General features: G+C 45.3%; 21 protein-coding genes. 13 read left to right on the top strand and 8 right to left on the bottom strand.

Translation table 11 applies throughout. From position 1 onward, the window contains the following. Position 1 precedes the first annotated feature (1 nt). The 4 genes from pgsC to AC2CGA_RS09145 all read left to right on the top strand — a co-directional run bounded on the left by pgsC (position 2) and on the right by AC2CGA_RS09145 (position 3,173). Positions 2 to 451: a poly-gamma-glutamate biosynthesis protein PgsC gene (gene pgsC, locus AC2CGA_RS09160; RefSeq protein ID WP_003151340.1), complete on the top strand. Its 450-nt coding sequence runs from the start codon at positions 2 to 4 to the stop codon at positions 449 to 451. 18 nt (positions 452 to 469) lie between these two features. Then, positions 470 to 1,618: a CapA family protein gene (locus AC2CGA_RS09155; RefSeq protein ID WP_003151341.1), complete on the top strand. Its 1,149-nt coding sequence runs from the start codon at positions 470 to 472 to the stop codon at positions 1,616 to 1,618. Positions 1,619 to 1,625: 7 nt separating this feature from the next. Continuing rightward, positions 1,626 to 1,787: an extrachromosomal elements maintenance protein EdmS gene (gene edmS, locus AC2CGA_RS09150; protein WP_003151344.1), complete on the top strand. Its 162-nt coding sequence runs from the start codon at positions 1,626 to 1,628 to the stop codon at positions 1,785 to 1,787. A 150-nt stretch (positions 1,788 to 1,937) separates the two neighbouring features. Further along, positions 1,938 to 3,173, top strand: coding sequence for a C40 family peptidase (locus AC2CGA_RS09145; protein WP_043867480.1), 1,236 nt, complete (start codon positions 1,938 to 1,940; stop codon positions 3,171 to 3,173). A 38-nt stretch (positions 3,174 to 3,211) separates the two neighbouring features. On the opposite strand, the gene AC2CGA_RS09140 is transcribed toward AC2CGA_RS09145, so the two are convergent. The 3 genes from AC2CGA_RS09140 to AC2CGA_RS09130 form a co-directional block, all read right to left on the bottom strand. Continuing rightward, positions 3,212 to 3,937 carry a sunset domain-containing protein gene (locus AC2CGA_RS09140; protein ID WP_139885373.1) on the bottom strand — a complete coding sequence of 242 codons (726 nt, stop codon included), beginning with the start codon at positions 3,935 to 3,937 and terminating at the stop codon, positions 3,212 to 3,214. A 106-nt stretch (positions 3,938 to 4,043) separates the two neighbouring features. Beyond that, complete coding sequence (locus AC2CGA_RS09135) at positions 4,044 to 4,901, bottom strand: Cof-type HAD-IIB family hydrolase (RefSeq protein WP_003151347.1); 858 nt, start codon at positions 4,899 to 4,901, stop codon at positions 4,044 to 4,046. A gap of 154 nt (positions 4,902 to 5,055) precedes the next feature. Then, positions 5,056 to 6,042 carry an LCP family protein gene (locus tag AC2CGA_RS09130; protein WP_003151348.1) on the bottom strand — a complete coding sequence of 329 codons (987 nt, stop codon included), beginning with the start codon at positions 6,040 to 6,042 and terminating at the stop codon, positions 5,056 to 5,058. A gap of 304 nt (positions 6,043 to 6,346) precedes the next feature. Here AC2CGA_RS09130 and AC2CGA_RS09125 point away from each other — a divergent pair, with 304 nt between their 5' ends. Then, the gene (locus AC2CGA_RS09125) at positions 6,347 to 7,723 is read left to right on the top strand and encodes a sugar porter family MFS transporter (protein ID WP_095324118.1); all 1,377 of its coding nucleotides are present in this window, start codon (positions 6,347 to 6,349) and stop codon (positions 7,721 to 7,723) included. A 96-nt stretch (positions 7,724 to 7,819) separates the two neighbouring features. After that, positions 7,820 to 9,232, top strand: coding sequence for a bifunctional glycosyltransferase family 2 protein/class I SAM-dependent methyltransferase (locus tag AC2CGA_RS09120; RefSeq protein ID WP_014305945.1), 1,413 nt, complete (start codon positions 7,820 to 7,822; stop codon positions 9,230 to 9,232). Positions 9,233 to 9,235: 3 nt separating this feature from the next. Here AC2CGA_RS09120 and AC2CGA_RS09115 read toward each other — a convergent pair whose 3' ends face one another. Genes AC2CGA_RS09115 through gerBA form a run of 3 tightly spaced genes read right to left on the bottom strand, consistent with a single transcriptional unit; the run spans position 9,236 to position 12,926 of the window. Next, the gene (locus tag AC2CGA_RS09115) at positions 9,236 to 10,366 is read right to left on the bottom strand and encodes a Ger(x)C family spore germination protein (RefSeq protein WP_117614702.1); all 1,131 of its coding nucleotides are present in this window, start codon (positions 10,364 to 10,366) and stop codon (positions 9,236 to 9,238) included. Continuing rightward, positions 10,363 to 11,469 (bottom strand): GerAB/ArcD/ProY family transporter, encoded by a 1,107-nt coding sequence (locus tag AC2CGA_RS09110; RefSeq protein ID WP_014305943.1) that lies wholly within the window; start codon positions 11,467 to 11,469, stop codon positions 10,363 to 10,365. Before AC2CGA_RS09110 ends, AC2CGA_RS09115 begins: the two co-directional genes overlap by 4 nt. Positions 11,470 to 11,474: 5 nt before the next feature. Then, a complete protein-coding gene (gerBA, locus tag AC2CGA_RS09105) occupies positions 11,475 to 12,926 on the bottom strand; it encodes a spore germination protein GerBA (protein ID WP_003151354.1) in 1,452 nt (483 codons plus the stop codon). A gap of 217 nt (positions 12,927 to 13,143) precedes the next feature. Between gerBA and manA the strand changes: the two genes are divergently transcribed. Together manA and AC2CGA_RS09095 are read left to right on the top strand one after the other, a co-directional pair. After that, a complete protein-coding gene (gene manA / locus AC2CGA_RS09100; RefSeq protein WP_420022410.1) occupies positions 13,144 to 14,094 on the top strand; it encodes a mannose-6-phosphate isomerase, class I in 951 nt (316 codons plus the stop codon). Between the two features lie 139 nt (positions 14,095 to 14,233). After that, on the top strand, positions 14,234 to 16,879 hold the full coding sequence (locus AC2CGA_RS09095) for an N-acetylglucosaminidase (protein ID WP_484480175.1): 2,646 nt from the start codon (positions 14,234 to 14,236) through the stop codon (positions 16,877 to 16,879). A gap of 60 nt (positions 16,880 to 16,939) precedes the next feature. Here the strand turns inward: AC2CGA_RS09095 and AC2CGA_RS09090 are convergent, their stop codons facing one another. Both AC2CGA_RS09090 and AC2CGA_RS09085 read right to left on the bottom strand, forming a co-directional pair. After that, positions 16,940 to 18,106: a CDP-glycerol--glycerophosphate glycerophosphotransferase gene (locus tag AC2CGA_RS09090; RefSeq protein WP_024085877.1), complete on the bottom strand. Its 1,167-nt coding sequence runs from the start codon at positions 18,104 to 18,106 to the stop codon at positions 16,940 to 16,942. A gap of 32 nt (positions 18,107 to 18,138) precedes the next feature. Further along, entirely contained in the window at positions 18,139 to 18,909 is a 771-nt protein-coding gene (locus AC2CGA_RS09085) for a WecB/TagA/CpsF family glycosyltransferase (protein ID WP_003151360.1), read from the bottom strand. Between the two features lie 355 nt (positions 18,910 to 19,264). On the opposite strand from AC2CGA_RS09085, the gene tagD reads away from it, so the two are divergent. The 5 genes from tagD to tagH all read left to right on the top strand — a co-directional run bounded on the left by tagD (position 19,265) and on the right by tagH (position 26,132). Next, positions 19,265 to 19,654, top strand: a complete 390-nt coding sequence (gene tagD, locus AC2CGA_RS09080; protein ID WP_003151361.1) for a glycerol-3-phosphate cytidylyltransferase — start codon at positions 19,265 to 19,267, stop codon at positions 19,652 to 19,654. A gap of 137 nt (positions 19,655 to 19,791) precedes the next feature. Beyond that, positions 19,792 to 21,330: a glycosyltransferase family 2 protein gene (locus AC2CGA_RS09075; protein WP_484480174.1), complete on the top strand. Its 1,539-nt coding sequence runs from the start codon at positions 19,792 to 19,794 to the stop codon at positions 21,328 to 21,330. Positions 21,331 to 21,379: 49 nt separating this feature from the next. Further along, on the top strand, positions 21,380 to 23,554 hold the full coding sequence (locus AC2CGA_RS09070) for a CDP-glycerol glycerophosphotransferase family protein (RefSeq protein ID WP_043867476.1): 2,175 nt from the start codon (positions 21,380 to 21,382) through the stop codon (positions 23,552 to 23,554). A 185-nt stretch (positions 23,555 to 23,739) separates the two neighbouring features. Then, complete coding sequence (locus tag AC2CGA_RS09065) at positions 23,740 to 24,567, top strand: ABC transporter permease (protein WP_003151365.1); 828 nt, start codon at positions 23,740 to 23,742, stop codon at positions 24,565 to 24,567. 20 nt (positions 24,568 to 24,587) lie between these two features. Next, entirely contained in the window at positions 24,588 to 26,132 is a 1,545-nt protein-coding gene (gene tagH, locus AC2CGA_RS09060; RefSeq protein WP_094247448.1) for a teichoic acids export ABC transporter ATP-binding subunit TagH, read from the top strand.

Genomic DNA, 26,132 nt, shown 5'->3' with positions numbered 1-26,132 from the left:
AATGTTCGGATCAGATTTATACATTTCACTTATTTTAGGCGTGTTAATCAGTTTAATTTTCGCGGAAAAAACAGGTATCGTACCTGCCGGTTTAGTTGTGCCGGGTTATTTAGGGCTCGTTTTTAACCAGCCGGTCTTTATTTTACTCGTACTGCTGGTGAGTCTTCTTACATACGTGATCGTCAAATACGGTTTATCCAGATTTATGATATTGTACGGACGCAGAAAATTCGCAGCTATGCTGATAACGGGAATCTGCTTAAAAATCGCCCTTGATTTTCTTTACCCGATCGTACCGTTTGAGATATCAGAATTCCGCGGAATCGGTATCATCGTACCGGGTCTGATCGCCAATACCATTCAGAAACAGGGATTAACGATTACATTCGCCAGCACGCTGTTCTTAAGCGGCGCAACTTTTGCCATTATGTTTGCTTACTACTTAATCTAATGTAAGGTGTGTCAAACGATGAAAAAACAATTAAGCTTTCAAGAAAAACTGCTGAAGCTGACCAAACAGCAGAAAAAGAAGACCAATCTTCACGTTTTTATCGCGCTGCCGATCGTCTTTTGCCTGATGTTCGTCTGCATCCTGACAGGGAAGGCGGAAACGCCGAGTGTGAAAAGAAATGCCGATGACCTTGTATCAGCCTCATTTGTCGGAGATATTATGATGGGCCGGAATGTCGAGAAAGTGACAAAGCATAAAGGCACGGAGAGTGTCTTCCGTTATGCAAAGCCATTCTTCGAATCATCCGACTATGTGTCAGGGAACTTTGAAAACCCGGTTACATATAAAAAGAACTACAAAGAAGCAGAAAAAAATATCCACCTTCAGTCAAACAAAGATGCCGTAAAAGTATTGAAGGACATGAATTTCACAGTTCTCACGGCAGCCAACAACCATGCGATGGATTACGGCCCTCAAGGAATGCGGGATACGGTTGAAGAGTTTTCAAAGCAAAATCTTGAACTTGTCGGAGCAGGCCTCACGCTGAAGGAAGCCGAGCAGAACATTTCTTATCAAGATGTAAACGGAATCAAAATCGCAACACTGGGTTTCACTGATGTTTCCGGAAAAGGTTTTGCAGCTAAACGAAATGCGCCGGGTGTGCTTCCGGCCGATCCAGAGCTGTTTATTCCGATGATTTCTAAAGCCAAAAAGAAAGCCGATCTTGTCATTGTTCAAACACACTGGGGACAGGAATACGATAATGATCCGAATGACAGACAGCGCCAATTGGCAAGAGCAATGTCCGATGCCGGAGCGGATATTATCGTGGGACACCATCCGCACGTGCTGGAACCGATCGAAATGTACCACGGCACCGTTATTTTCTACAGCCTGGGCAACTTCGTATTCGACCAGGGGTGGACAAGAACGAGAGACACGGCGCTTGTTCAATATCATCTCCAGAAAAACGGCACGGGACGCTTTGAAGTCACGCCGATGAACATTCATGAAGCAACGCCTGCACCGGTTAAAAAAGGCAGCATCAATCATAAAACGATCGTACGTGAACTGACGAAAGAATCGAATTTCAAGTGGAGCGTCAAGGATGGAAAATTAACGTTTGATGTGGATCACAGCGATATCTTAAAAAAGAAAGCGGAGTGAAAAACAAATGAAAATCATTAAAGCGGGATGGCCGTTTGCCGCGATCATTATGGTATTTATGTTTATGTCTGCGTTTAAATACAATGATCAGCTCACAGATCAGGAAAAACAAAAAATTGACACGGAAATGCAAAAAATTCAGCAAGAGGACACAGCGGGCGCAAAATAAGCGCATGATTCCGCTTGCCGGCATATTGTTTGTTCCGAATCCAGTAAAGAATGCCCATATCGGGCATTCTTTTTTTGTGTGCTCTCCTAAACATTTGTTAAAAGTTACCGATGTAAAAACTACTAAAAATGAGGAGAGTGAATAGAAAACATGCTCACAAGCTGGAGGAAGTACATCCTTGCCGGCCTTATGATTTGTCTTGTGGCACCTGCAGTAACGAGAACGGAAATTGCCGAAGCGGATTCTCAAGTTTCTGTCCTGATCGTTTCAGACGCGCAAAAACTTGTCGGAAATAAATATGTTTACGGAGGCGAAGAGCCTGAGGACGGTTTTGACCCGTCCGGATTGATGCATTATCTTTTCAGCAGGCAGAACATCCATCTGCCGAGAACGGTCAGTGATCAATGGAAAGTCGGAGCCGCCGTCAAAGAAAATGACCTTTTACCGGGAGATCTTGTGTTTTTCAAAAAGTCGGATTCAACACAAAACGCGCCCGTCCATGACGGTCTTTATATCGGAAACGGAGAGATGATACACAGTTCTCCGTCAGAAGGCGTAACCGTCACACGCTTTCAAAAAAGCAGTTATTGGATGAATTTATATCTTGGCGCAAAGCGGATGACAAAAGATCCGGAACTGGCTGATGATCCGATCGTTCAGGAGGCAGCCCGTTACCTCGACATTCCGTATGTATTCGGCGGAAGCACGCCTGAGGCGGGATTCGACTGTTCGGGGCTGGTCCAATATGTTTTTGAAAACAAGCTTCACATTTACCTGCCGAGATCTGCGGAACAGCAGTGGCTGGTCGGTGAGAAAATCAAACTGAGCGACATAAAGCCCGGGGACGTGATTTATTTCAGCGATACGTATAAAAAAGGAATTTCCCATGCGGGCATTTATGCGGGAGAGGGAAGGTTCATCCAAGCAAGCCGCTCCGAAAAAGTCACCATTTCTTACTTGGCGGAAGATTATTGGAAAAAACATTTCACAGGGGTGCGCCGATTCAGCAATTTAGCCATTTCTAAAGACAATCCCGTTGTGTCCACAGCGGCCGATCATATCGGAATTTCTTATCTGAAAGGCGGCGCTTCACCGGAAACCGGCTTTGATACGGCGGGATTTGTTCAATACATCTATCAAAAAGCGAAAGGAATCAGCCTGCCGCGTTATGCCGACAAGCAGATGCAGGCGGGCGTTCCGGTCGATAAACAAGATCTGAAGCCCGGCGATCTGGTCTTCTTTAAAGCGGAAAGCCTGAATCCGGCCATTTATATCGGGAACGGACAAGTGATTCATGTCACCGTGTCCGCAGGTGTTACCATAACAAATATGAACACAAGCGCTTATTGGAAGGACAAATATGCGGGCGGCATCCGGCTTCCGTAAAAAAAGACGTCAGAGAGTGTCTCTGACGTCTTTTTCTTTTACCGTTTCGGCGCTCTGTATCCGGCCGCTACCGCATCCTCTACAGAACAGAACATTTCCGCGGGATCTGTCGTCCGGTCGTAGTATGTACTTCCCGGCGTGTGATAAATGCCGTTCCGGCTGCCTTTAATGTCGCATCCCTGTGAGGTGCCGGCTGCTTTCGTTTCGGCATGTCCTCCGGAGGAAGAGGCGTTGTTTTGCGCCGTTTCCGCATTTTCGGATGTTTTTGTTTCTGCTTTCTGCCGCTTTAAAGTTTTATTTTCTGACTGAAGCGTTTCAGCGGTCTTTTCGAGCTTCTTTTGTGAATTTTTTAATTTCTCATTGTCTTGTTTGAGTGATTTGTTTGTTTTTTTCAGCTCGCTTATCTCTTGGCTGAGTTTGCTGAGTTTGTCTTCATTGCCGGCTTCAGCTTCGGATTTCTCCTTTTCGGCTGCGGCACTGATGCTTTCATATTTTTTCTCAAGCGCCTGGTGTTCCTTCGTCAATTTTTGATAAGCCGTATCAAGGGTGCTGTATTTCTCCTCTGCCTTCACGGCCGAGGCGTCCGGCTCTGCGAGGGATGCACTGGTCAGAAGCAGGATAAATCCGCCGATGAGAAGAGGCCAAAACAGCTTTTTTAAAAAATGTTTTTCTTTTTTTGCCGCTTTGCATATGAGATGAAAAATTCCGTATCCGACTGCGCAGAGAAAAGCTAAAAATCCTATAATAGCGATTGCATTCGACATCATGAAACTCCTTTTTTCTTTATCTTACAATTTATTTTCAATTTTGGAAATTCCTTTTTTAGAAAACATGAAAAAGCCAGGCCGTGAAAGACCTGACTTTTACCTTTTATTGCCCATTGTCGAGAAGCCGGTTGATGAAATATGCGACGCCGTTTTCATCGTTGCTTTTTGTAATATAGGTGCTTTTTTCTTTCAGTTCATCAATCGCATTGCCCATAGCGATGCGGTTTCCCGCTGCTTCAAACATGGAGAAATCATTCGGGCTGTCGCCGATGGCGTAAATATCCTGTTTTTCAATTCCGTACAGTGAGGCAAGCTCCGTCAGAGCACGTCCCTTTCCGGAACCGGCAGGGAGGATTTCGATAATGTGTTTTCCGGAAGATGTCTGGGATAATTTCCGATGATGTGTAATTTCTTCTTTGGCGTTTCTCAGTTTTTCCATATCAAAAGAGAAACAAAGAAGCTTGTAAACATGTTCGTCTCCGTTAAAAATCGCCTGTATATCCTGTACGGGTTTAATGCCGAATTGTTTGAACTGCGTCTTTGCGCCCTCCCATAATGTCTGAATATCTTCCTTAGGATTGGCGCTTTTCAGAATGTCCAGTTCTGCCTGCAGTTTGGACTCGCCGTCAAACGGGGACAGCAGATGATCATCTGTATAGACCTCAAAGTAAATGTCTTTGTCCGTTAAATAAGCGGCGATATCCTTCCCGGCCTGCTGATCCATTAAGAGCCGGCTGACGAGGCGGTATCCTTTGTCATGGACTGTCCCGCCGTTTGCCGCAATGATCGGAATATCCAAATCCTTCAAGAGCGCTTTTACATCAAACGTGGCTCTGCCCGTGCAGATGGCCACGAGTATACCCGCTTCATCCGCTCTTTGTAAAGCCGCTCTGTTTTCCGGAGAAATCACACTGTCCGAATTCAGTAATGTGCCGTCTAAGTCAATGGCTATCAATTTCATATGTATGGATGCCCTCCTTAAAAATAAAGCTGCTTCATGTAGTATGTTCAGCTTTGTGCGAAATCAGCAGAAAGCCGTCAGTTAAAAGGCTATACCTTCATGTCCTTTTTTTCAACAGAAAAACGGCGGGATTTGCTAATCCCGCCGTGACATCTTACGCGTCTAAATCATTTTTTAATTTCGTTTTTACTTCTTGAAGGTTTTCCTCATTCAGCTTGAAGTAATAAATATTTTTGCCGTACTGAGGAGTGTAAATGTAGCTGTCTGAACCTGTCAGCTGCAAAGAATTCACCGATTTCAGCGATGTGATAAACGGGAACAGACCGATGGCGTCATTAAGAGATAAGTTCATTTTCAAGTTTTTCCCTAAGCTGTCGACGATATCGTCATAAGATGGGATCGAGCTTAACGATTTAGATTTTTTAATAATGGCGCTCAGCACTTCCATCTGTCTTTGTCCGCGCATCAGATCGGTGTCCGCTTTGCGTGTTCTTACATAAGCCAGTGCCTGCTCACCGTCAAGCGTCTGGACGCCCGGCTTCAGCACGACTTTTCCTTTTGTATCGACTTTAATACGATCGGCAATTTTCTGGCTTTTCACATTTACCGTAACGCCGTTCAACTCATTGACGACATCGCGGAACGCGTCGAAGTTGCTCTCAACCACATAATCTACCGGAATATCAAACATGTTTTCTACTGTTTTATAAGTTAAATTATAACCGCCGTAAGCATGTGCGTGCGCGAATTTGTCATAGCCGTGTCCCGGGATGTTGACATAGGAATCCCGCGGAATGCTGAGCATCGTCGCTGTTTTCTTTTTCCGGTTGAAGGTGACGAGCACGTTGGCGTCACTTCTTGCGTCATCTACTGATTCACCCTTATTGTCACGGGCGTCTATTCCTAAAAGCAATACGGTGAAAGAATCCTTCTTCGGGTCAAATTCTTTGATCCGTTTTACGGACTGGTCGCCGCGGTCAAGGCTGACGTGCGCTTCTTTGGTCGCATTATTCAATTTCACAAATGCGTAGGTGCCGACGGAACCGGCGATCACCAATAAGAAAGCGGCGAATACCAGTACAAATTTCACCCATTTTCTGAGGCGTCTTTTCTTTTTTCTGCGTTGAGATCGTTCTTCCATATCATTACCTCTCGTTTCTATTCTTTGTGAAGCGTACCATAATTGTTGACTCGGAGCAAATCTGCAAATGAGAAAATTCTAAATCTTTCTCTCTATTTCGACAACATCTACTGTTATTTTTGCATCAGGTTCACATTATATTGGACGGCAGGAAGCGGGAAATGTTTCGTCGCTTTGTGAAAAATAATCAGTAAAATAATGGATATTAACGGTGCGGAAGGTTTGAAACGATCGGAAACAGGCAAAAGAAGCAGTAGAACAATTCCGCGCGGATACAGCGTTGGATGAAGGGAGTCTATATAACATGAAAAGCATACACTCGAATAAATGGCTCTATTTTTTCGGCGCTCTCGGGGGCGCGTTATACGGATATGATACCGGAGTCATTTCCGGAGCTATTTTATTTATGAAAAAAGAACTGGGACTGAACGCCTTTACAGAAGGCCTCGTCGTCAGTTCGTTATTGGCGGGGGCGATTCTCGGATCGGGATTCGCCGGCAAACTGACCGACCGGTTCGGCAGGCGGAAGGCCATCATGGGAGCGGCGCTGCTGTTTTGTATAGGCGGATTAGGAGTCGCTTTTGCCCCGAATACAGAGGTGATGGTTCTTTTCCGGATTATTCTCGGACTGGCTGTCGGAACATCGACAACGATCGTCCCGCTCTATTTATCGGAGCTGGCTCCGAAGCATAAACGGGGGGCGCTTTCTTCGCTGAATCAGCTGATGATTACGGTCGGAATCCTCGTTTCTTATATCGTGAACTATATATTTGCCGATGCAGGCGCTTGGCGCTGGATGCTTGGACTTGCGGTTGTGCCGTCAGTCATTCTGCTGATCGGAATCTTATTTATGCCGGAAAGCCCGCGCTGGCTGTTTACGATCGGCAAAGAAGAGAAAGCAAGAGAAATCCTTTCATCATTGCGGGGAACGAAGAATATTGATGATGAGATTGATCAGATGAAAGAAGCGGAAAAGGAAAACGAAGGCGGCTTGAAAGAATTGTTTGAGCCGTGGGTGAGACCCGCGCTGATTGCCGGCCTCGGACTTGCCTTTTTGCAGCAATTCATCGGGACAAATACAATTATTTATTACGCACCGAAAACATTTACCAGTGTCGGGTTCGGCAATTCCGCGTCTATATTGGGAACGGTCGGAATCGGCGCCGTCAATGTCATCATGACGCTTGCGGCTATTAAAGTCATTGATAAGATCGGCCGGAAGCCGCTGCTGCTGGCCGGAAATGCGGGCATGGTCGTCAGTCTGCTCGTATTGGCAGCGGTCAATCTTTTCTTTGAACATTCAGCAGCCGCATCATGGACAACGGTGATTTGTTTAGGCCTGTTTATCATTGTGTTTGCGGTCAGCTGGGGGCCTGCCGTGTGGGTCATGCTTCCTGAATTATTCCCGCTGCATGTCCGGGGTATCGGGACGGGTGTCTCCACTTTGATGCTGCATGCCGGAACATTGATTGTCTCATTAACCTATCCGATGCTAATGGAAGCAGTCGGCATCAGCTATTTATTTCTCATTTATGCCGCTATCGGAATAATGGCATTCCTGTTCGTCCGGTTTAAAGTGACCGAGACGAAGGGGAAAAGCCTTGAAGAAATTGAGCAGGATCTGAAAAGCCGTAACGGAGGCTCGGGATCAGAATCAAATCGGCGGACAGTTCATCCGTAATATTCAGTTTTAGGGGGGCGGTTATTCACCGGCCCCTCAAAACGGATGCGTGCGGGCGCCCGCACGGTCACATAAATGACGGGGATATGTCATACGTTGTATAAAGTCACGATAAAGGCGGGGATGCCGGTGAAAACGAGTATTATTATCCTTACATATAATGAACTTGAGCTGACGAAAAAATGTCTGGCCAGCATTGAACGATACACCGACAAAGATAAGATTGAACTGATTATAGTTGACAACGGTTCCTCAGACGGAACGAGAGAATACATATCAAATCTGCCTGACGTCAAAGTCATCCTTAATGAAAAAAACCTCGGGTTCGCCAAGGGGTGCAACCAGGGAATCGAAGCGGCAGGGGGAGAAAATCTGCTGTTTCTGAACAACGATACGATGGTCACGAAAAATTGGCTCACCTCCATGCTGAGGGTGCTGTATCAATCTGAAAAAACCGGTATGGTCGGGCCCGTCAGCAACTATGTCAGCGGCGCGCAAATGATCCATGACGCGTATCAATCGCTTGATGAGCTGGAGTCATTCGCGGAGGCGTATTGTGCACGGGAAAAGCATCAAACAAAGCGGGTGCTGCGCCTTGTCGGCTTCTGTCTTCTGGTGAAAAAAAGCGTCATTGAAGACATCGGCCCGTTTGATGAGCAATTCGGATACGGTTCTTTTGAAGATGATGACCTATGTCTGCGCGCCCTGCAAAAAGGATACAGCCTGCACATCGCTCTCGATGCCTTTGTGCATCACCACGGGCATGCGACGTTTACGGCTAATCAGGATATCAATATCAATCAGTTATATTCGGAGAACCGCCAGCGTTTTACGGAAAAATGGGGCACTGATTTTACGTACTTTACTCATCCGAGACCGGAAATTGCGGAGCTCGTTCCCCGGGAGGCGAAACGGATACTTGATGTCGGCTGCGGTGCGGGAGCTACGGGGCTGGAACTTCAAAACAGACAGCCTTGCGAACTGTACGGAATAGAACTGCACCCGCTGGCGGCGCAAGCGGCAAAAGGACATTATGAAGCGGTGCTGCAGGAAGATGTCGAAAAAGTGAAGCTGCCTTATCCGGAAGGCTTTTTTGATTGCATCATTTTCGCGGACATCCTTGAGCACTTAAAAGACCCGTGGCGCGTCATTGAAACGTACTCATCCTATTTGTCGCCTGCCGGATCAATCGTTTGCAGCATTCCGAATATTTCCCACGCCGAAGCGCTGTTCCCGCTTCTGCTCGGGGACTGGACATACAGAGACGCCGGGATTCTCGACCGCACCCACTTGCGGTTTTTTACGCCGCAGACGGTGCGCACGCTCTTTCCGGAAGAGACATTTGACGTGAAAAAGCAGTCCTATACGTATGTTCACGTGGATGAGCGGGTGCAGCTGTTTTTACAGGAAATCACACGAATGGCGCAATCGATGCAATTTCCGGTGACACAGCTGCCCGAACAAAGCCGGATTTATCAGATTCTCCTTCGTGTCGAAAAAACACGCTGAAGGCTACCGTCCCATCGTTCCGAAGTTGGTAATCTGAATGGAAACATCATAGTCAAAGGCCGCTTCGGTAAAGGTCTCATCCCAGTGATGCTTCACTTTCTTCCAATAGTCGGGATATTGAATGCGGACTCTGTCAGAAAAGAAGACAGGGTCCGTTTCATATTGATTCTGCAGCTTATCGATGACTTCTTTCATATCGCTTTTCAGTTTTTTTTCGAAAACCTTTTCCAGCCCGTTTAAATAGTGCTGATCGAATGAATCTTCTCCGGCATATTGATCCTCTGACAAAAGTCCTTTTGTTTTCACCGCTACGTGAAATGACAGCTTCCCGTTTTTCAGCAGGGGGGTGATGGAGGATGTTGATTTTTTGATCTCGAAGGTAATCGGGTGCCCTCCTTTATCCAAAGCGGGCAGCACGCCGCCCTGTATCGTCCCCGTCAGCCAATTCAGGCTTTGTACTTCGTATGATGACAGAAAGCCTGCCAATCTGTTTTGTTTTCCGTTTTTGATAATGGCCGCTCCGTCATACACCGTTTTTCCTTTTTGATTGCTGACGGCCTGAATGAGAAAACTGAGTTTATTATGGCAGTAAATCGAAGCTCTCCCGATTCGGAGCGGTTTTAAAATCTTCCCGTTGTAGCCGACGTTGTTCGTAAGGTCGATCAGCTTTTCCGCGGGCATGGGCTGCTGCTGATTCGGCGTCGGCTCTGTCAGAATATCGGACGCTTTGCCTCTCGCCGCGAAGAGATAGCTGCTCCGCCTTAATTCATCATCGCGGATAAAATGATTCATCATCTGCAGTATATTTTGGTCGGCCAGCAATTTGTCGCTGAATATCAGCACTTTTAAATGATCGCTGTAAACGGGCGGATCTTTTAAAGCGACTTCACTGACGGCTTCAAGAATGGTATCCCCCCGCGTCGTCACATTGACAAACACGGGCCGGCCGGAAGCCTGGCTGTTTTCACTTTGGGGCAGCAGGTTTTGATAGGTTAATTTATATCGGCGGTCACTCGTCTCGTCTATCGCCAGCCCCCGGGCGAAAGATAGCTTTTCGACTTCCTTCGCGTCCCAGCACCCTGAAAGCGTCATCAGTATGAAAAGCGCCGCCGCCCATTTTACGAAATGTGTCATGACGTCTGTTTCCTCCCGGCTATTTTTTTCATCCAGCTGACAAACCAGATGAGAAAAGGAATCATAATGACGGCAAAAAACGCATATCCGAGAATATTCGCGAATGCAAACACACTGTTGATATCATCGGGGTACATTGAAAGGCCGAATGTCACTGCCAATAAGCCCCCCAGCAGCCAGGCATTGTTTTTATTTTTCAGTCTGAAAATGGTGTTTAACCCGAGATGCGCTCCTTTAAAAGAACCGAGCATACAGGTGAACTGCTGGCATGTCCACGTAATTAAAAGAAAGATATCAAACCTTTCGATGAAAATACCGCGGATTTCCAAGGCGTGAATCAGGGAAATGGTCGGATATGTCACCGTTTTGGCTTCAGCGATCGACATACAGCCGATTACGACAAGCAGCGTAAAGCTGTAAAATAAGCCTGCGCATGCGATGCCGAAGACGGCCGCCTTTTTCGCCTGCTTCGGATTTTTCATAAACGGCACCAGATAAAGAATCACCTCAAGTCCTGAAAAATACAGAAGGGTACGCGGAAACAGCTCAAAAAAGCTTTTGTAGCCTCCTTCCATGACCGGGCGGATGAAATCCAGTTTAAACAGTCTCAGGCTGAATATGAGCAGCGTAATCAGAATGACGATCGCAATCGGAAAGAGATAAGCATAGAGTTTTGAAATGGGATACACCCCGCCGGTCACATGGTAGATGCCGACCGCCAGAAAGATGAATATGACGACACCCATCGGCGTATTTTTCAGTAAAAAGTAATTGATGACCTCACCGAGAAAACGGGCTTGAAAACAGACGGTGACGACAAAATAACAGCTGATGAATAAATTCAGAAGAGAACCGATGGCGCGTCCCATAATGCTTTGATTCAGCTCATAAATGGTTTCCCCGCTGTTTTTCTGCAAAAATGGCATAAAGAGCAGGACGATGCCGATAAACACGAGACTCTGCACAAGAATAATGATCCATCCGCTCGGACTGTCCGCTGCTGCGGCGGAGCGCGGCAGTGTTAACACGCCCGCTCCGATCATTGTTCCGCTTACCATGAGAAGTGTCTGCATAAACGACAGCTTGTCTTCCGGTTTTTTCATGGTGATCACCTTTGCTTGATTTTATCTTTCGTCTCTTTTCTGGTCGGCCGTTTTTTCAAAAGAGGCGTCGGCAGTCTGACGATCGTATCTTTTAAGTCCTGTCCCGGCTGCGCCATGATCGGAATAAGATAGTCCTGGCCGAAGCTTTTCAGGCGCATCAGATGGCCGACGACAAGCAGATAACACATGATCAGTCCGTATAAACCTAATATCGCCGACAAAATCATCGAAAAAATACGGATGAGTCTCAGCGGAAAATTGAACGCATAGGAGGGCGCCGTAAAAGAAGCCAATGCCGTAACGGATACGATAATGACCATCATCGCGCTGACGATGTTCGCCTGAACGGCGGCCTGCCCGATCACCACGCCCCCGATCAGGCCGATCGTCTGTCCGATCGGCTTCGGCAGCCTGAGTCCGGCTTCTCTGATCATCTCAATCGTAAAAATCATAATAAACGCTTCAACAAAAGGGGGAAACGGAACATTCAATCTGCTTCCGGCAATCGTCACCGCCATTCTCGTCGGCAAAAGCCCCGTATGAAACGTAACGAGCGATATGTAAAGGCCGGGTAAATAAATCGTGATTAAAATGCATGTATACCGAAGCAGCCTGAGAAAGTTAACCGGAACCCACCGCTGATTATAATCGTCAGGTGAGTGTATAAATTCATCAATGGTAGCCGGCACCAAAAGGGTAAAAGGCGTTCCGTCTACAAGAATGGAGACCCTTCCTTCCAAAAGAGCGCCCATAACCCGGTCGGGCCGTTCGGTCGTCAAGACGGTCGGGAAAATGGAATACGTGTTATCTTCAATAAGCTGCTCGATCGTTCCTGATTCCGGAATGTCATCAATGGTGATCGAATCCAGTCTTTTCATCACTTCTTTTACAACATCATCAGGCGCAATATCCCGAATGTAGGCAACGGCGATCCGCTTTTTTGTCCGTTCGCCGAGTGTGATCTCTTTGATCTGGAGGTTGGGATCACCGGACTGCTCGCGCAAAAGCGCCGTGTTCGTTCGGAGCTTTTCGACAAAACCTATCCTAGGCCCCCGTTCAAGCACTTCTGAAGCCGGTTCTTCAATATCACGCATTTTAAATGTTTCCGTTTCAAACGAAAGGGCTTCCTCCCATCCCTCCGCCAGCAAAACCGATTTGCCGGAAAAAATGTCTGCCTCCGCGTCCTTAAGTGAAGAAAGCCGGGTGTGACGATAGCCGAAAGAGATGGATGACGGCGGTATTTCAGCCGGTTCCTCTTGATGCAGGGCGGCCGCCTGCACGGGCGAAATAATATATTCCGCAAGCAATTGATTGTCGGTCAGTCCGTCTATATATATAAGGCAGGCGTCACATTTGCCGTTTCCGTACGTAAACGAATAAAACATCATGTCATCGCTTTGGCCGATCCGTTTTTTCAGCGCTTCAAGGTTTTTGCCGAGCTCCGCATGTATCGTCATAATGTTCCCCCCTTTCCATCAGTTATTTTAATTTGCGACAAACAAGGCATTTTATTCTGGAATAGGAAATGACTGAGCATTCCGCCCCATCCGAATGGTATAATGAGCAGGTCAGCCATTTTATACATATTGTTTTTAACCGCGGCTCCCTCCGTGTTTTAAAAAAGACACAGGGGGAATGGGATATGAGCCGCTTTTTAAGGGGAGGGGAACGAACATGACGCAAGAGCCGATTTTTCTACAGCCTGTATGTAAAGAAAAAATATGGGGCGGCACGTTATTACGCGAACGATTCGGATATGACATACCTTCAGAAACAACCGGCGAATGCTGGGCGATATCAGCCCATCCGCACGGAATGAGCACGGTCAAAAGCGGTCCGTATCAAGGGAAAACCTTGATGGACCTGTGGGATCAGCATAGAGAGTTATTCGGCGGAACGGAAGGGGACCGGTTTCCGCTGCTGACGAAAATACTGGACGCCAAACATCCTCTGTCCGTTAAAGTCCATCCTGACGATTATGACGCCGAGGAGCATGGACAGGGCGAAACGGGGAAATCTGAGTGCTGGTACATTATTGACTGTAAAGAAAATGCGGAAATCATATACGGTCATACGGCCCGTTCGAAAGCGGAACTTGTCACCATGATTAACAGCGGTGACTGGGAAGGTCTGCTGCGCCGCGTGAAGATCAAACCCGGCGATTTTTATTATGTGCCGAGCGGAACCATCCATGCCATTTGCGCCGGGGCGCTCGTGCTGGAAATACAGCAGAATTCAGACGCTGCCTACCGGATATATGATTACGGGCGTACAGATCAAAACGGCGGGGCGCGTGAGCTGCATATCCGCGATGCCGTCAACGCCGCCACCGTTCCTCATGTGGACGGATTTTTGGATGAATCAACTGAAACGAGAAAAGGCATCACCATTAAAACCTTTGTGCAGGGAGAATATTTTTCTGTATACAAATGGGATATCAGCGGGACGGCGGAAATGAACCAGGACGCTCCGTTTATGCTGTGCAGCGTCACAGAAGGAAGCGGCTCCATCATCTTTGAAGGCAAGTCCGCCAAGCTTGAAAAAGGCGCGCATTTCATACTGCCGGATCAGATGCCTGACTTTACGATAAACGGAGATTGCACGATCATCGTTTCTCATATATAAAACCAAACTTAATCCCAGCTCTGGGATTAAGTTTTTTTATTTGGATAATTGGATGATTTCTCTCTGTAAAAATGAAGAAAGCCGGCCGATAAATAAACTAGTTTGATAGAAACCAATTGAATCAGAAAGAGGAGAAGGAATGAAAAAGAGATTCGTTGCACCTATGTTATTGTCCGCCGTTTTCCTTGTCTTTAGCACCGTTACACAGCACGCCGAGGCCGCATACAGCGACTACTCCGTTTACGAGCTGGAAACGAAGCAGCAATTTGCTTCTGAGAACGAGGCGCTTCAAGCGGCAGCGAAATTGAAAAAGGATACGGGGTGGCAGGCTGACGCAAAGAAAGCCGGAAATGCGCCGCTCACTTATCAAATCTCAGCTTCAGGCTTACACGATGAAACGGATGCGAAAACCGTGCTGAAGGATTTTACGAAGCAGACGGGCGTGGCCGGCACTTACAGCGCAAGCGGAAGCAAACAGCCTTACGTGACCGTCACATCAGGCGTTCTATCAGACGAGCGGCAGACGAAAAATCTTCTTGCCGGACTGACGAAAAAAACGGGCGTGACCGGCGCCGTCAAGCCGGCGGGGACAAAACAGCCGTATAAGCAGGTCGTGACTTCTGAGATGGCGGACGATGCGGATGCAAAAGCGCTCTCGCAAGCGTTGACGAAGCAGACGGGCGTGAAAGCGTCATACCGTCAGATCAAACGGGAAACAGCCCGGTTTCAGATCCAATCGGGAACAATCTCCGGCGATCAAAAAGCCGCTCAAATTCAAACTGATTTTCAAAAGGAAACAGGATTGCAGTCGTCGCTGAAAGTCACGGCAAAGGCCAGTCCGAATATCACCGTGACAGCCTCTGGCATTTCAAATGCAACTGATGCGGCAGGTTTAGCGAAACAGCTGCAGCAGAAAACAGGCGTCAAAGGGAACGTTCAAAAGTATGCCCAAAGCAAAACAGCAACCGTGTATAACGTGCAGTCAGGATATTTTAACGGAGTAAGCGCCGTACAAAATGCTATCACCCAAATCAAGAAGAATACGGGTGTCAGCGGAAGCTATCAAAAAGCCGGCAAGAAGAATAATTACACGGTCGCGATGAGCGGACTGACGGCTAAACAGCTGCAAAGCGTGCAAGCTTTCTTTAAAAAGAAAAAATGGCATTGCGACGCATCGCCTGTCAAAAAGACAGTATCAGTGTCCGTTTACCGGATCACGGCAGGGCAGCTTACCGCTGCCAAGGCAGAACAAACGGAGGCGTTTTTCCGCCAGCAGCATGTAAAGACGGCAAGAACAGCGGCGGGAAAAACAGCAGAAAATGAATATCAGCTGCTTTCTCAGCAGACGGCAGACCAGTCGAAGATAAAAAAAGGATTGAATCTGCTGGCGGGATATAAACTGACTGCCATTTCAAAAACGATATCCAAGCAGACGGACACAACGTACCAAGTCACAACCGAATCATTGCTTGATACGGCAAAGATCAATCAGTCGCTGGATTTTTTCAAAGGGAAAAAAGTATCCGCCTCCGCACAGAAAATAGGTGAAGCGGCGTATACACAATTCAGAATTGAAACGGCACCGCTGCTTAAGAAGGAAGACATTGACCGCGTGACTGCTTTTTTCAAGCAAAACAAAGCGGCCGGCACTGTGAAGGAGACGGGGAAAACCGGCTCTGCACAATACGTCATCAAAACCGAAAAATTCAGCAGTAAAACCGTTTTAAATAAAAGCATGAGCTTTTTCAGCGCCAAACAATTACAGGCCGGCTATACGAGTGAAAGCCATCCGGTTTATGAACTCCGCATTCGCAATCAATTCACGGGAGCGCAGTCAGCGGACGCCGCCTCCCAAAAGCTGAAAAAGCTGTACGGATGGACGATGGCTATTCTGAAAATAAAAAACGGACCGCAAATCATGAACACCAATTACAACATCTCGCTGGCAGATATGGTCAAAAAACAAATGACGGTCAGCCCGCAGACTGATGCCGCGGCTTATGCATCGCTTACGTACATCAATACGGCTTCCGGAACGGTCACAGCCGACGTCCTGAACGTCCGGTCAACCCCGGAAGTCAGCTCCGGCAATATTATCGGGCAGTTGAAAAAAGGCGATAAAGTCAGCATCACAGGCCAGACAAACGGCTGGGCCAAACTCAGCATGGGCTGGAGAAACGCCAGCAGTGACGAAGTCGGGCAGTACGTCAATCCGGCTCACTTCGCACAAGACAGCAAGTATTACTTTCAATTTCTGAAGCTCTCTCAGACAGCCGGACTGAACGCATCGGAACTGAATCAAAAAGTGCTGGTCAATAAAGGAATACTGACAGGGAAAGGCCAGGCCTTTATTACAGCCGCCGGCAAATACAGCATCAATGAAGTGTATTTGATTTCGCATGCTTTGCTTGAAACGGGCAATGGCACGTCAGAGCTTGCGAACGGCATTATGTATAATGGTAAAAAGGTTTACAACATGTACGGCATCGGGGCTTATGACAGCAACCCGAATTACTACGGCGCACAATACGCGTATAAGCAAGGCTGGTTTACTCCGGAAGCCGCGATTATCGGCGGAGCCCAATTTATCGGTGCGTCTTATATTCACAATCCTTCATACGAGCAGGATACGCTGTATAAAATGAGATGGTCTCCAGCCGCGGCTCATCAGTATGCGACAGACATCGGCTGGGCGTATAAGCAGGTAAACCGCATGTACAGCTTATACTCACTGCTGGATGATTATACGCTTTACTATGATGTTCCCGTGTATATGAAAGTATAAAAAAAGGGCTGAAGTGTATGCTTCAGCCCTTTCTTCATGCAAAAAACACCCGCCTCAGATTCAGGCAGGTGCTTCAGCACAATTTTTCATTTTTGTTTCCGCAAATTTCAATAACGCTTCACTCGAATTCCCATCTGAATACATATTCCATTTGTCCGAGAACCGCTTCATTTCTTCTGCATCAAATGGCTTTTTCGTCATTTCCTCCAAAAGAGCTTCGCTGTCATGACAAGCCTTTCCGGGAATGACGGAAGTATAATTATCGATTAAACCGCGTTGTCGATCATATTCCTCCAGATCATACGTGAAAAAGAAAATCGGTTTATTTAAGAGCGCGAATTCAAAAGGCACGGAAGAGTAATCCGTAATTAAAATATCAGCCGCTTTCAAGAGATCATGAAGACGCATGTCAGACACGTTCTTGATCAATTCGCTTTCAAACGAAGCCGAAATATGATGCAAAACGGCAGGATGAAGCTTTACAAGCAGCATATACTCTCCGTTTAACGCGTTTGTGAGCTGTTCTTCGGTGAATGGCAGCCGAAAGGACTGCATATCATAATCCCTGAATGTCGGTGCGTACAGGATGATTTTTTTCGGCCATTTGTGCTTCGGTTCGGGCTTGTGTTCTTCATAATAGACGTCAGTCAGGGGGACACCCGTTTTTAACAGCTGGCCGTCCCGTATGCCGAACGACTTTTTAAAAACGTCAGCCATCGCGTCTGAACCGACGGTGACAAAGTCAAACGAGCGGTACACTTTTTTAAAACGGCTGATATCTGATGCCGGACGGTTTTGATTCGTCACATCCTCAAGGCCGAACTTTTTCAAAGAGCCGTTCGCATGCCACACTTGAATACATGTCGTTTGCGGCCGGCGGTTTAAGACGCTTGTCATAAGGAAATAGTTATCCGTTATCACCGCTTTGCTCTTAAAAAGGATCAAAACCGCCTTCAAAAGATGCAGCGGATGTTTTTCGTTCAGATAAAAAGAGCCGAGTCCTTCCAGCTCTTTTTTCAGACTGACGGCGTGTCTCGTATACAAAACCGTCACTTCATAAGAAAGCGATTCAGCGTGCGCTTTGTAAGAACGGATGAGAGCCTGTGCATTCTCTTCGAAAGATACCAGCAGGGTCAGATGGTTCTTGGGCTTTACAGGCTTGAACAAAACGCCCAGAACAGACAGATATATAGAATAAAAAGCGGCGAATAAAGATCGCAAGTTCATAGATTACCAATCTCTTTTGCTGTTTTATTTGTTTAAAGCTGTTTCGTTTGATCTTCTGCCTGCTCGGAATACAGGCTTTTATTTGATTTATTATTTCTCAAAACGGTAAAAGCATACTTCGGAATGTTCAGCATCCTTTTCCATCTCCACGGATTCGTCACCAGTCTGTACAGCCATTCCAGATTCGTTTTGATCATCCATTCAGGGGCGCGTTTCACCGTTCCGCTGAACACATCAAAGCTTCCGCCCAAACCGATCGATACAGCCTGAGGGAAAAGATGTTTGTATTCATAAATAAATTGTTCCTGATGGGGATATCCTAAGGCGACAAACACGAGATCGGGTTTCGCCCGGGAAATCTGTTTGGCGACGAAGCGTTTATCCGCTTCATAACCGTTGCTGGCTCCGACAACCTCAATATTCGGATACTCTTTGCCGATCCGGTTCAAAACGGCGTCAAGCACGTCTTGCTTAGCTCCGTATAAAAATATTTTTTTAGACTGCCGGTTTGCGAGACCGAGCAGCGACAGAAACACATCGAATCCCGCAATTCTTGATTTCAGCGGGTGCTGCGTCAAACGTGACATTAACACGACGCCGATACCATCCGGCAGGACGAAATCCGCGGAAGAAATGACTTGATGATAACCTTTGTCTTTCGCCGCAGCGTATCCGATCTCAGGGTTGACCGTCGCAATGACGGCTCCTTGCTTTTGTGCGATATAATAAGTGTCTAAATATGAAATAAACTCCTGTAAATTTCCATTAACATAAGAAAGGTTGTGCACCATTTCAGTCTGCATCTGCCGTCCTCCTTTTTGTACGGGATTTTCTTTCATTTTTTCGTGACTTAAGCTAAGCTTTATTTTAACATAATACCTTCAGATAAACTTAACAATAGTTTTACAAAAATATAAATAAGATAACAATTTCTTTAATCAACCGCGCAAAAACCCTGCTAAACTCCTATTGTAATAACATTTGTTAATAAGTGGAATTTAACTTCGTTTTACATTAGCTTAACCTTTTCAGGGCTATGTGATATAATGAGGTTCCATGAGTACGAAATTGGCACTTTAGTGATTAAGGATACAGCTGCGCAGCATTTCAGGGCAGTTGCTTGTTATACGTATGATGATAGAAAGGAGCTTTTGTTTCATGAAGAAGGTCATTACTTACGGAACGTTTGATTTACTGCATTGGGGTCATATTAAACTGCTTGAGCGCGCAAAGCAGCTTGGAGATTACCTAGTTGTTGCCATCTCAACAGACGAGTTCAACCTGCAAAAACAAAAAAAGGCCTACCACAGCTATGAACACAGAAAGCTGATTCTGGAAACGATCCGTTATGTCGACGAAGTCATTCCGGAAAACAGCTGGGATCAAAAAGTACGTGACGTAGCGGATCACAACATCGACGTGTTCGTAATGGGAGACGATTGGGAAGGCAAATTCGATTTCCTTAAAGATCAATGCGAAGTCATCTATCTCCCTAGAACCGAAGGCATTTCCACCACACAGATTAAAAAAGAAATTGCCGGGGTGTAATTGAAACATTCGGATATACAGATGATAAAGAAGTACTCCCTCCGGATAGGGAGTACTTCTTGTAATATAAGGTTATTTTCGCTATATTTGTTATGCGCTTTTGAAAAAAAGCTAGACAATAAGAGGAGAATTTAAAGATGAATCTTAGTAACTTTTTTAAGTTGAATAAAAAAGAGTCCAAGCCGTCCATAGAAGAACGCGAATATACCATTTTAAACAAAGAAGCATTGGCGGAAGAGAAGAAGGTAGCGGTAGTCGTTCCTGTTTATAATGCAGAAGAATATGTAAGGAAAACAGTTGATTCTGTGATCCTTCAAAACATCGGCTTTCAGCATATTTCTTTAATTCTGGTAGATGATTGCTCTACTGATGATTCCAGAAACATCCTGACTGAGTACGCCGAATTGTATGAAAATATTACAGTCGTCTTTTTGAAAGACAACACGGGAACTCCGGCTTATCCGAGAAACTTGGGAATTGAGCTGGCAAATGCGAAGTACATTACATTTTTGGATGCGGATGATTGGTTTGCGCCGAACGGGGTTAAAATCTTATTTGACATGCTTGAAAGAGATCATGTAAATTATGCGGTCGGAAAAACGATCGAAATGCAGGTGAACGGTCAAAAAACGATCGGGAAACATGAGTCTTCGCTGAACAGAGCGAAGGTATCGCCTTTTTCAATCCCGCATATTTTCTATCATCTGGGCCCGCGGGCAAGAATGATGAACTTACAATTTCTAAAAGATAACGATATCAGATATCCGGAAATGAAATTTGCTGAAGATAAGCAATTTTTTATGGATGTTCTTTTGGCGTGCGGAGATATTTCAACGTCAACCGAACCGGTCTATTATCTGAACAGAATGGACAATAATGAGTCGCTGACAAAGCAGACCAATATAATGGAAAAAACCGACACGAACATAGCCGTAATGAAGTATATTCTGAACAAAAAATTAGATACTGAAAAAGAGAAGATGGCGATGAACCGCCTGATTGAATTCGATTCCATTACGCGGCTTTTCGATCGGATGCACTTCCTGAAAAGCGAAAACAAAGAAGCCTACTACAATAAATTCAATGAAATTCTGAATGTGTTAAAGAAGACGAAATACGATATTTCCGAGACATTTTTTCATCCGATTCATAAAACAGCCTACCGTCTGCTGACTCAAAAACGGTATGATGAGGTCGAAAAGCTGTTCCGCTGGTCCAAAAAAGAGCCCGATAAAAACATCGTGACGAAAGACGGACTGGCTTATTTAGAAAGCCCGCTGACGGATGAAGAAAATAAACTGGTCGAACTTCGCATGCACGGAGAAACGGAAAGCGCGGTGTTCGCCGATCATAAATTCACCGTTACGTTCCGCTTGTTCGGACAGGACAGAAATAATGCCCAATATATTCAGTTTCAGCACAGAGATAACATGAAAGTACACCACCAGTTTCCGGTTCAGTCACTGGGAGACGGGCGGTACGTCCTTGAAATCCCGTTAAGTGACATTGAAAAAGTCGGACTTGGCGGTTATATTATGTATGTCATTTATAACGATTATGAACGTGTCATGTTAAACAGAGAAGACGGTGAAAAGGTGACGGCAGAAGCGAACGGACTGCAATATCAATTCTACCGGACGGTGAAGGAGAACCTTTCACTGAAAGTAACAAAATGATGATTGTGATTGGATATGTTTAATTGAAACAGAGGAGTAGACTTATTTTATGGGTATAGAAAATCCTGTCAGATACAAGTTAAAACATCTTAACATAAAGGAAGAGACATTCAGCATTACGATATCCTGTGAAAATGTCACTGCAGGGGAAGAGCCTTCTCTTCAGATTATAAATCGTAAAACAAAAGCGGAACTTTCCGTCCCTCTGAAACGGTTGGCCGGAGAGGGCGGAGAGTACCATGCTGTCATGAGCACGGATCTGCTTTCTGACCATACGGACGGCAAAGGATGTCTGGATTTCTATGTCTCCTTTATCAATGATGACAGTGATATCAGTAAAAAACGGTTAAAATCCAGCCTTGAACCTATTGAACTGTCTTCTTATAAAGATGAGGCTCATCATATGTACTTTTTCCCTTACACGACGAAGAAAGGGAATTTCTCCTTAAAGCTGCTGCAGAAAAAGTTCGTCACGCGGATTGATGAAATGGAGCTCGAATCTGACGGCAGCTTACATCTGAAAGGTTTTGCATTCCGGCTGAATGCGGCAGAAACCTTAAAGATAAAAGAAAAAAACCTGATTCTGAAAATGAAAAAAGGAAAAGAAGAGGAGCCTCTCATTCTGAAGTATCCGCTTCACGACGTGCCGAGACACGACCTTGATGAATATGTTCAGGACACAACGATGCTTGACACGATAGGCTTTGATACAAAAATTGATTTGAATGCCGTTTATAAAGAATTGAATCAGCAGCTCATCTTTCAATTCCATATTCAATTCATTTTTGAAGATGCCGGGACAGGTGAAGAGATTATCACCAACAGCAAACCGTTAAAGGTTCTGAAATCTGAACATGTAAACCCTAACCAATTCACGGTTCTTAAAACGGAAAAAGGGCCTGCCAGATTTCACGTTTTCACGAAAAAGAAAACGAAAAATCTCCACCTGAGAATGAACGATTACAGCTTCAGCACCCGCGTGGAGTATTTTGTGAAAGGAAAGCTGAAACGGGGCGCTTCCTTTGTACGCAAGAGAAAGAATAAGCTGAAAAAGTTCATTGAGAAAAGAATACAGAACACTTACAAAGCAGGATTCAGATTTGCAGGAAAACTGCCTGTCAAACAGAAACTTGTCATGTTTGAAAGCTTTGCCGGAAAACAGTACAGCTGCAACCCGCGGGCGATTTATGAATACATGAGCAAAGAGATGCCGGAATACCGTCTCTGCTGGAGTGTAAACCCCGCTTACTCACAGACATTTAAAGATAAAGGGATTCCTTATATCGAACGCTTCACGTTCAAATGGCTGTTTGCCATGGCAAGAGCCGAGTACTGGGTTGTCAACAGCCGTATGCCGCTGTGGATTCCGAAACCTGAGCATACGACATATGTCCAGACATGGCACGGCACGCCTTTAAAGCGCCTTGCCGTAGATATGGATGAAGTGCATATGCCCGGAACAAACACTGAAAAATACAAGCGCAACTTTACGACAGAGGCTTCAAAGTGGGATTACCTGATTTCACCGAACGCATATTCAACCGAAATATTCGCCCGGGCGTTTCAGTTTAATAAAACCATGATTGAATCGGGATATCCGCGGAATGACTTCCTTCAGACGGATAACAGCCCTTCTGTCATTAAAGCGCTGAAAGAAAAAATGAATCTTCCGCAAGATAAAAAAGTGATTATCTACGCACCGACATGGCGGGATGACCAATTTTATAAGAAGGGAAAATACAAGTTTGACCTTGATTTAGACCTTCACCAATTGAGAGAAGCGATCGGCGACCGTTATGTCATTATTTTACGGATGCATTATCTCGTGGCGGAAAACTTTGATCTCGGACCGTATGAAGGATTTGCGTATGATTTCTCCAGCTACGAAGATATCCGTGAGCTGTATATGGTCTCTGATTTACTCATAACGGACTATTCCTCTGTCTTTTTTGACTATGCGAATCTGAAAAGACCGATGCTGTTTTATGTGCCTGATATCGAAACGTACCGGGATAAACTCAGAGGGTTTTACTTTGACTTTGAAAAAGAAGCGCCCGGCCCGCTTGTCAAAGAAACAGGTGACGTTATCAAATGGGTCAATGAAACGGAATCAGATGATTATAAGCTTCCGGATTCGTTCGGGCCTTTTTACGAGAAGTTCTGTTATTTAGAAACCGGAGAATCGTCTGAAAAAGCCGTAAAAGTGATTTTCGGGGACAAGTAAATAAGTGCAAAAAAGCATAATTTAACCACGTTAATTATGCTTTTTTGCTTAAGTGACGGCATGTTGCGCTCATGGGACTCAGGCTTGTTATGAAGTGAAAAATACATCGTAATCTGTTACAATTATGAGCGGTGCTTTTGTAAGTCAAAGCTATTACCTAAAACTTACGACTAAGGAAGATTAGAATGAATGCATTGGTAAAAATTCTGAAAGAGCAATTCAACTCATTTCCGCTGATTATGCGGCTTGCAGTGTACGAAACGAAATCAAAGTATCAAGTGAACTATTTGGGTATATTGTGGCAGTTTCTCAACCCTATGATTCAAATGCTGGCTTACTGGTTCGTATTTGGTCTCGGGATTCGCGGCGGACATGATATGGTGCTTGGAAATGGAGACAGCGTACCGTTCATCGTTTGGATGCTGGCCGGCTTAATTCCTTGGTTCTTTATCAGTCCGACGATACTGGATGCATCTAACAGCGTTTTTAAACGGATAAATTTAGTGTCGAAAATGAACTTTCCGATCAGTTCACTGCCTTCTGTAGTGATAGCATCGAATTTATTCAGTTACTTTGTGATGATGGCGATTTATATTATTGTGCTGCTGAGCAATGGACTGTTTCCGACGCTTCACTGGCTGCAATATATTTATTACTTGTTTTGCATGATCAGTTTTATGTTTGCTTTCGGCCTGTTTAATTCAACCATCAGCGTATTAATCAGGGACTATCAGTTTTTGCTTCAAGCCGTCACAAGGCTTCTCTTTTTTCTTCTGCCGATTTTCTGGGACATTGCGGAGAAATTTGGAAACAGACCTGAAGTTTTGACCATCTTGAAGTTAAACCCTCTTTTCTATATTATCGAGGGCTTCAGAGACAGCTTTATGGAAGGGCAGTGGTTTTTCCACGATGTGAAATACACGCTGTATTTCTGGTTCGTCACACTGCTGCTGTTAACAGTCGGTTCACTTCTTCATATGAAATTCAGAGATAAGTTTGTTGACTTTCTTTAATATAGTAAGGAGATTATACGATGAAACTAAAAGTTTCGTTCAGAAATGTTTCAAAACAGTATTTTCTATATAAAAAACAGTCTGACAAAATTAAAGGATTGTTTTTCCCAAACAGAAATCAAAAAGGTTTTTTCGCTGTCCGAAATGTTTCTTTTGACGTCTATGAAGGGGAAACGATCGGATTCGTAGGTATCAACGGCTCGGGAAAATCAACGATGTCCAATCTGCTTGCAAAGATCATTCCGCCGACAAGCGGTGAGATTGATATGAACGGGCAGCCGTCTTTAATCGCGATTTCTGCCGGATTAAACAATCAATTAAGCGGCAAGGACAACATCCGTTTAAAATGCTTGATGATGGGTCTCAACAATCGGCAGATAGACGAGCTTTATGAAAAAATCGTTGAATTCGCGGATATCGGCGACTTTATAGATCAGCCTGTTAAAAGCTATTCAAGCGGTATGAAATCCCGTCTCGGTTTTGCCATATCGGCGCATATGGACCCTGACATCCTTATTATTGATGAGGCGCTCTCAGTAGGGGACCAGACTTTCTATCAGAAATGTGTGGACCGCATTACGGAATTTAAAGAACGCGGCAAAACGATCTTTTTCGTCAGTCATTCCATCGGACAGATTGAGAAAATGTGTGACCGGGTGGCTTGGATGCATTACGGCGAAATGCGTATGTTCGACGAAACGAAAGCCGTTGTAAAAGAATATAAAGCTTTTGTGGATTGGTTCAACAAGCTTTCAAAGAAAGAAAAAAAGAAATATCAAAACGAGCAGATTGAAGGCAGAACGCGGGCAGCCGAAGAACAGAAAATCACTCAGGCCCAGCAAAAGAAAGCGAAGCCTAAATTCATTGCCAATACGATACAGATTACGCTGCTTGCATTGCTGGCTGTCGGCGCAGGCGCTTCGATGTTTTCAGACAAGCCTCTGCGTGCGATCACATCTTTCGGTGACGTCAAACAGAGCGATGCCGGCCTTTATGAGTCTGTGAATAAACCTGCTTTGGTAAAAGCTGAAAAGGCGGACCTTTACACTGAAAAAGATATAAAAGGAAAAGCCTCCGCAAGTGTAAGTTTCGGCACGAAGGTGCAGATAGAAGCCGAGAATAACCAGGCGGCTAAAGTGAAATTAAACGATAAAGAGTACTTTATGAAAAAGACTGATCTGTATAAGGTGAACGCTTTAAAAAAGACGGATGTTCAGCTGAATGATTTCAGCGGCAGTTTATCAAGCCAAACAGCAGAAGAGTTTCTCTCATATCTCAATAAAAGCCGGGACGATGTGCAGCGTAAATTGAAAAATCCAGCTGCGGGACAAACGGCTGACGGACGGAACGTATTAAAAGCATCCGATGCAAAAACGGATGTAGTGATTGACAATGATACAGTCTCCGAAGTGGTTTTTCATTTATCGCGTCCTGCAGACATCTCAGCTTTAAGTGAAAAAGGCGGCAGCAAAATCAATCAGAATTTGCTCATGCTTAAAAACCAGGAATATACTTTTTCTGTGAACAATGCTGATAAGACACTGACGGTAACGTCTAAAACGTAA

Source organism: Bacillus sp. SYZHCR11, from assembly GCF_057196865.1.
The sequence above is the reverse complement of the archived record's forward strand: the minus strand, read 5'-3'. Positions and strand labels throughout refer to the sequence as shown.

Bases quoted from the DNA above. Each gene is read 5' to 3' on its own strand.
- pgsC (WP_003151340.1), top strand. From the start codon at position 2: ATGTTCGGATCAGATTTATACATTTCACTTATTTTAGGCGTGTTAATC.
- AC2CGA_RS09155 (WP_003151341.1), top strand. From the start codon at position 470: ATGAAAAAACAATTAAGCTTTCAAGAAAAACTGCTGAAGCTGACCAAA.
- edmS (WP_003151344.1), top strand. From the start codon at position 1,626: ATGAAAATCATTAAAGCGGGATGGCCGTTTGCCGCGATCATTATGGTA.
- AC2CGA_RS09145 (WP_043867480.1), top strand. From the start codon at position 1,938: ATGCTCACAAGCTGGAGGAAGTACATCCTTGCCGGCCTTATGATTTGT.
- AC2CGA_RS09140 (WP_139885373.1), bottom strand. From the start codon at position 3,937: ATGTCGAATGCAATCGCTATTATAGGATTTTTAGCTTTTCTCTGCGCA.
- AC2CGA_RS09135 (WP_003151347.1), bottom strand. From the start codon at position 4,901: ATGAAATTGATAGCCATTGACTTAGACGGCACATTACTGAATTCGGAC.
- AC2CGA_RS09130 (WP_003151348.1), bottom strand. From the start codon at position 6,042: ATGGAAGAACGATCTCAACGCAGAAAAAAGAAAAGACGCCTCAGAAAA.
- AC2CGA_RS09125 (WP_095324118.1), top strand. From the start codon at position 6,347: ATGAAAAGCATACACTCGAATAAATGGCTCTATTTTTTCGGCGCTCTC.
- AC2CGA_RS09115 (WP_117614702.1), bottom strand. From the start codon at position 10,366: ATGACACATTTCGTAAAATGGGCGGCGGCGCTTTTCATACTGATGACG.
- AC2CGA_RS09110 (WP_014305943.1), bottom strand. From the start codon at position 11,469: ATGAAAAAACCGGAAGACAAGCTGTCGTTTATGCAGACACTTCTCATG.
- gerBA (WP_003151354.1), bottom strand. From the start codon at position 12,926: ATGACGATACATGCGGAGCTCGGCAAAAACCTTGAAGCGCTGAAAAAA.
- manA (WP_420022410.1), top strand. From the start codon at position 13,144: ATGACGCAAGAGCCGATTTTTCTACAGCCTGTATGTAAAGAAAAAATA.
- AC2CGA_RS09095 (WP_484480175.1), top strand. From the start codon at position 14,234: ATGAAAAAGAGATTCGTTGCACCTATGTTATTGTCCGCCGTTTTCCTT.
- AC2CGA_RS09090 (WP_024085877.1), bottom strand. From the start codon at position 18,106: ATGAACTTGCGATCTTTATTCGCCGCTTTTTATTCTATATATCTGTCT.
- AC2CGA_RS09085 (WP_003151360.1), bottom strand. From the start codon at position 18,909: ATGCAGACTGAAATGGTGCACAACCTTTCTTATGTTAATGGAAATTTA.
- tagD (WP_003151361.1), top strand. From the start codon at position 19,265: ATGAAGAAGGTCATTACTTACGGAACGTTTGATTTACTGCATTGGGGT.
- AC2CGA_RS09075 (WP_484480174.1), top strand. From the start codon at position 19,792: ATGAATCTTAGTAACTTTTTTAAGTTGAATAAAAAAGAGTCCAAGCCG.
- AC2CGA_RS09070 (WP_043867476.1), top strand. From the start codon at position 21,380: ATGGGTATAGAAAATCCTGTCAGATACAAGTTAAAACATCTTAACATA.
- AC2CGA_RS09065 (WP_003151365.1), top strand. From the start codon at position 23,740: ATGAATGCATTGGTAAAAATTCTGAAAGAGCAATTCAACTCATTTCCG.
- tagH (WP_094247448.1), top strand. From the start codon at position 24,588: ATGAAACTAAAAGTTTCGTTCAGAAATGTTTCAAAACAGTATTTTCTA.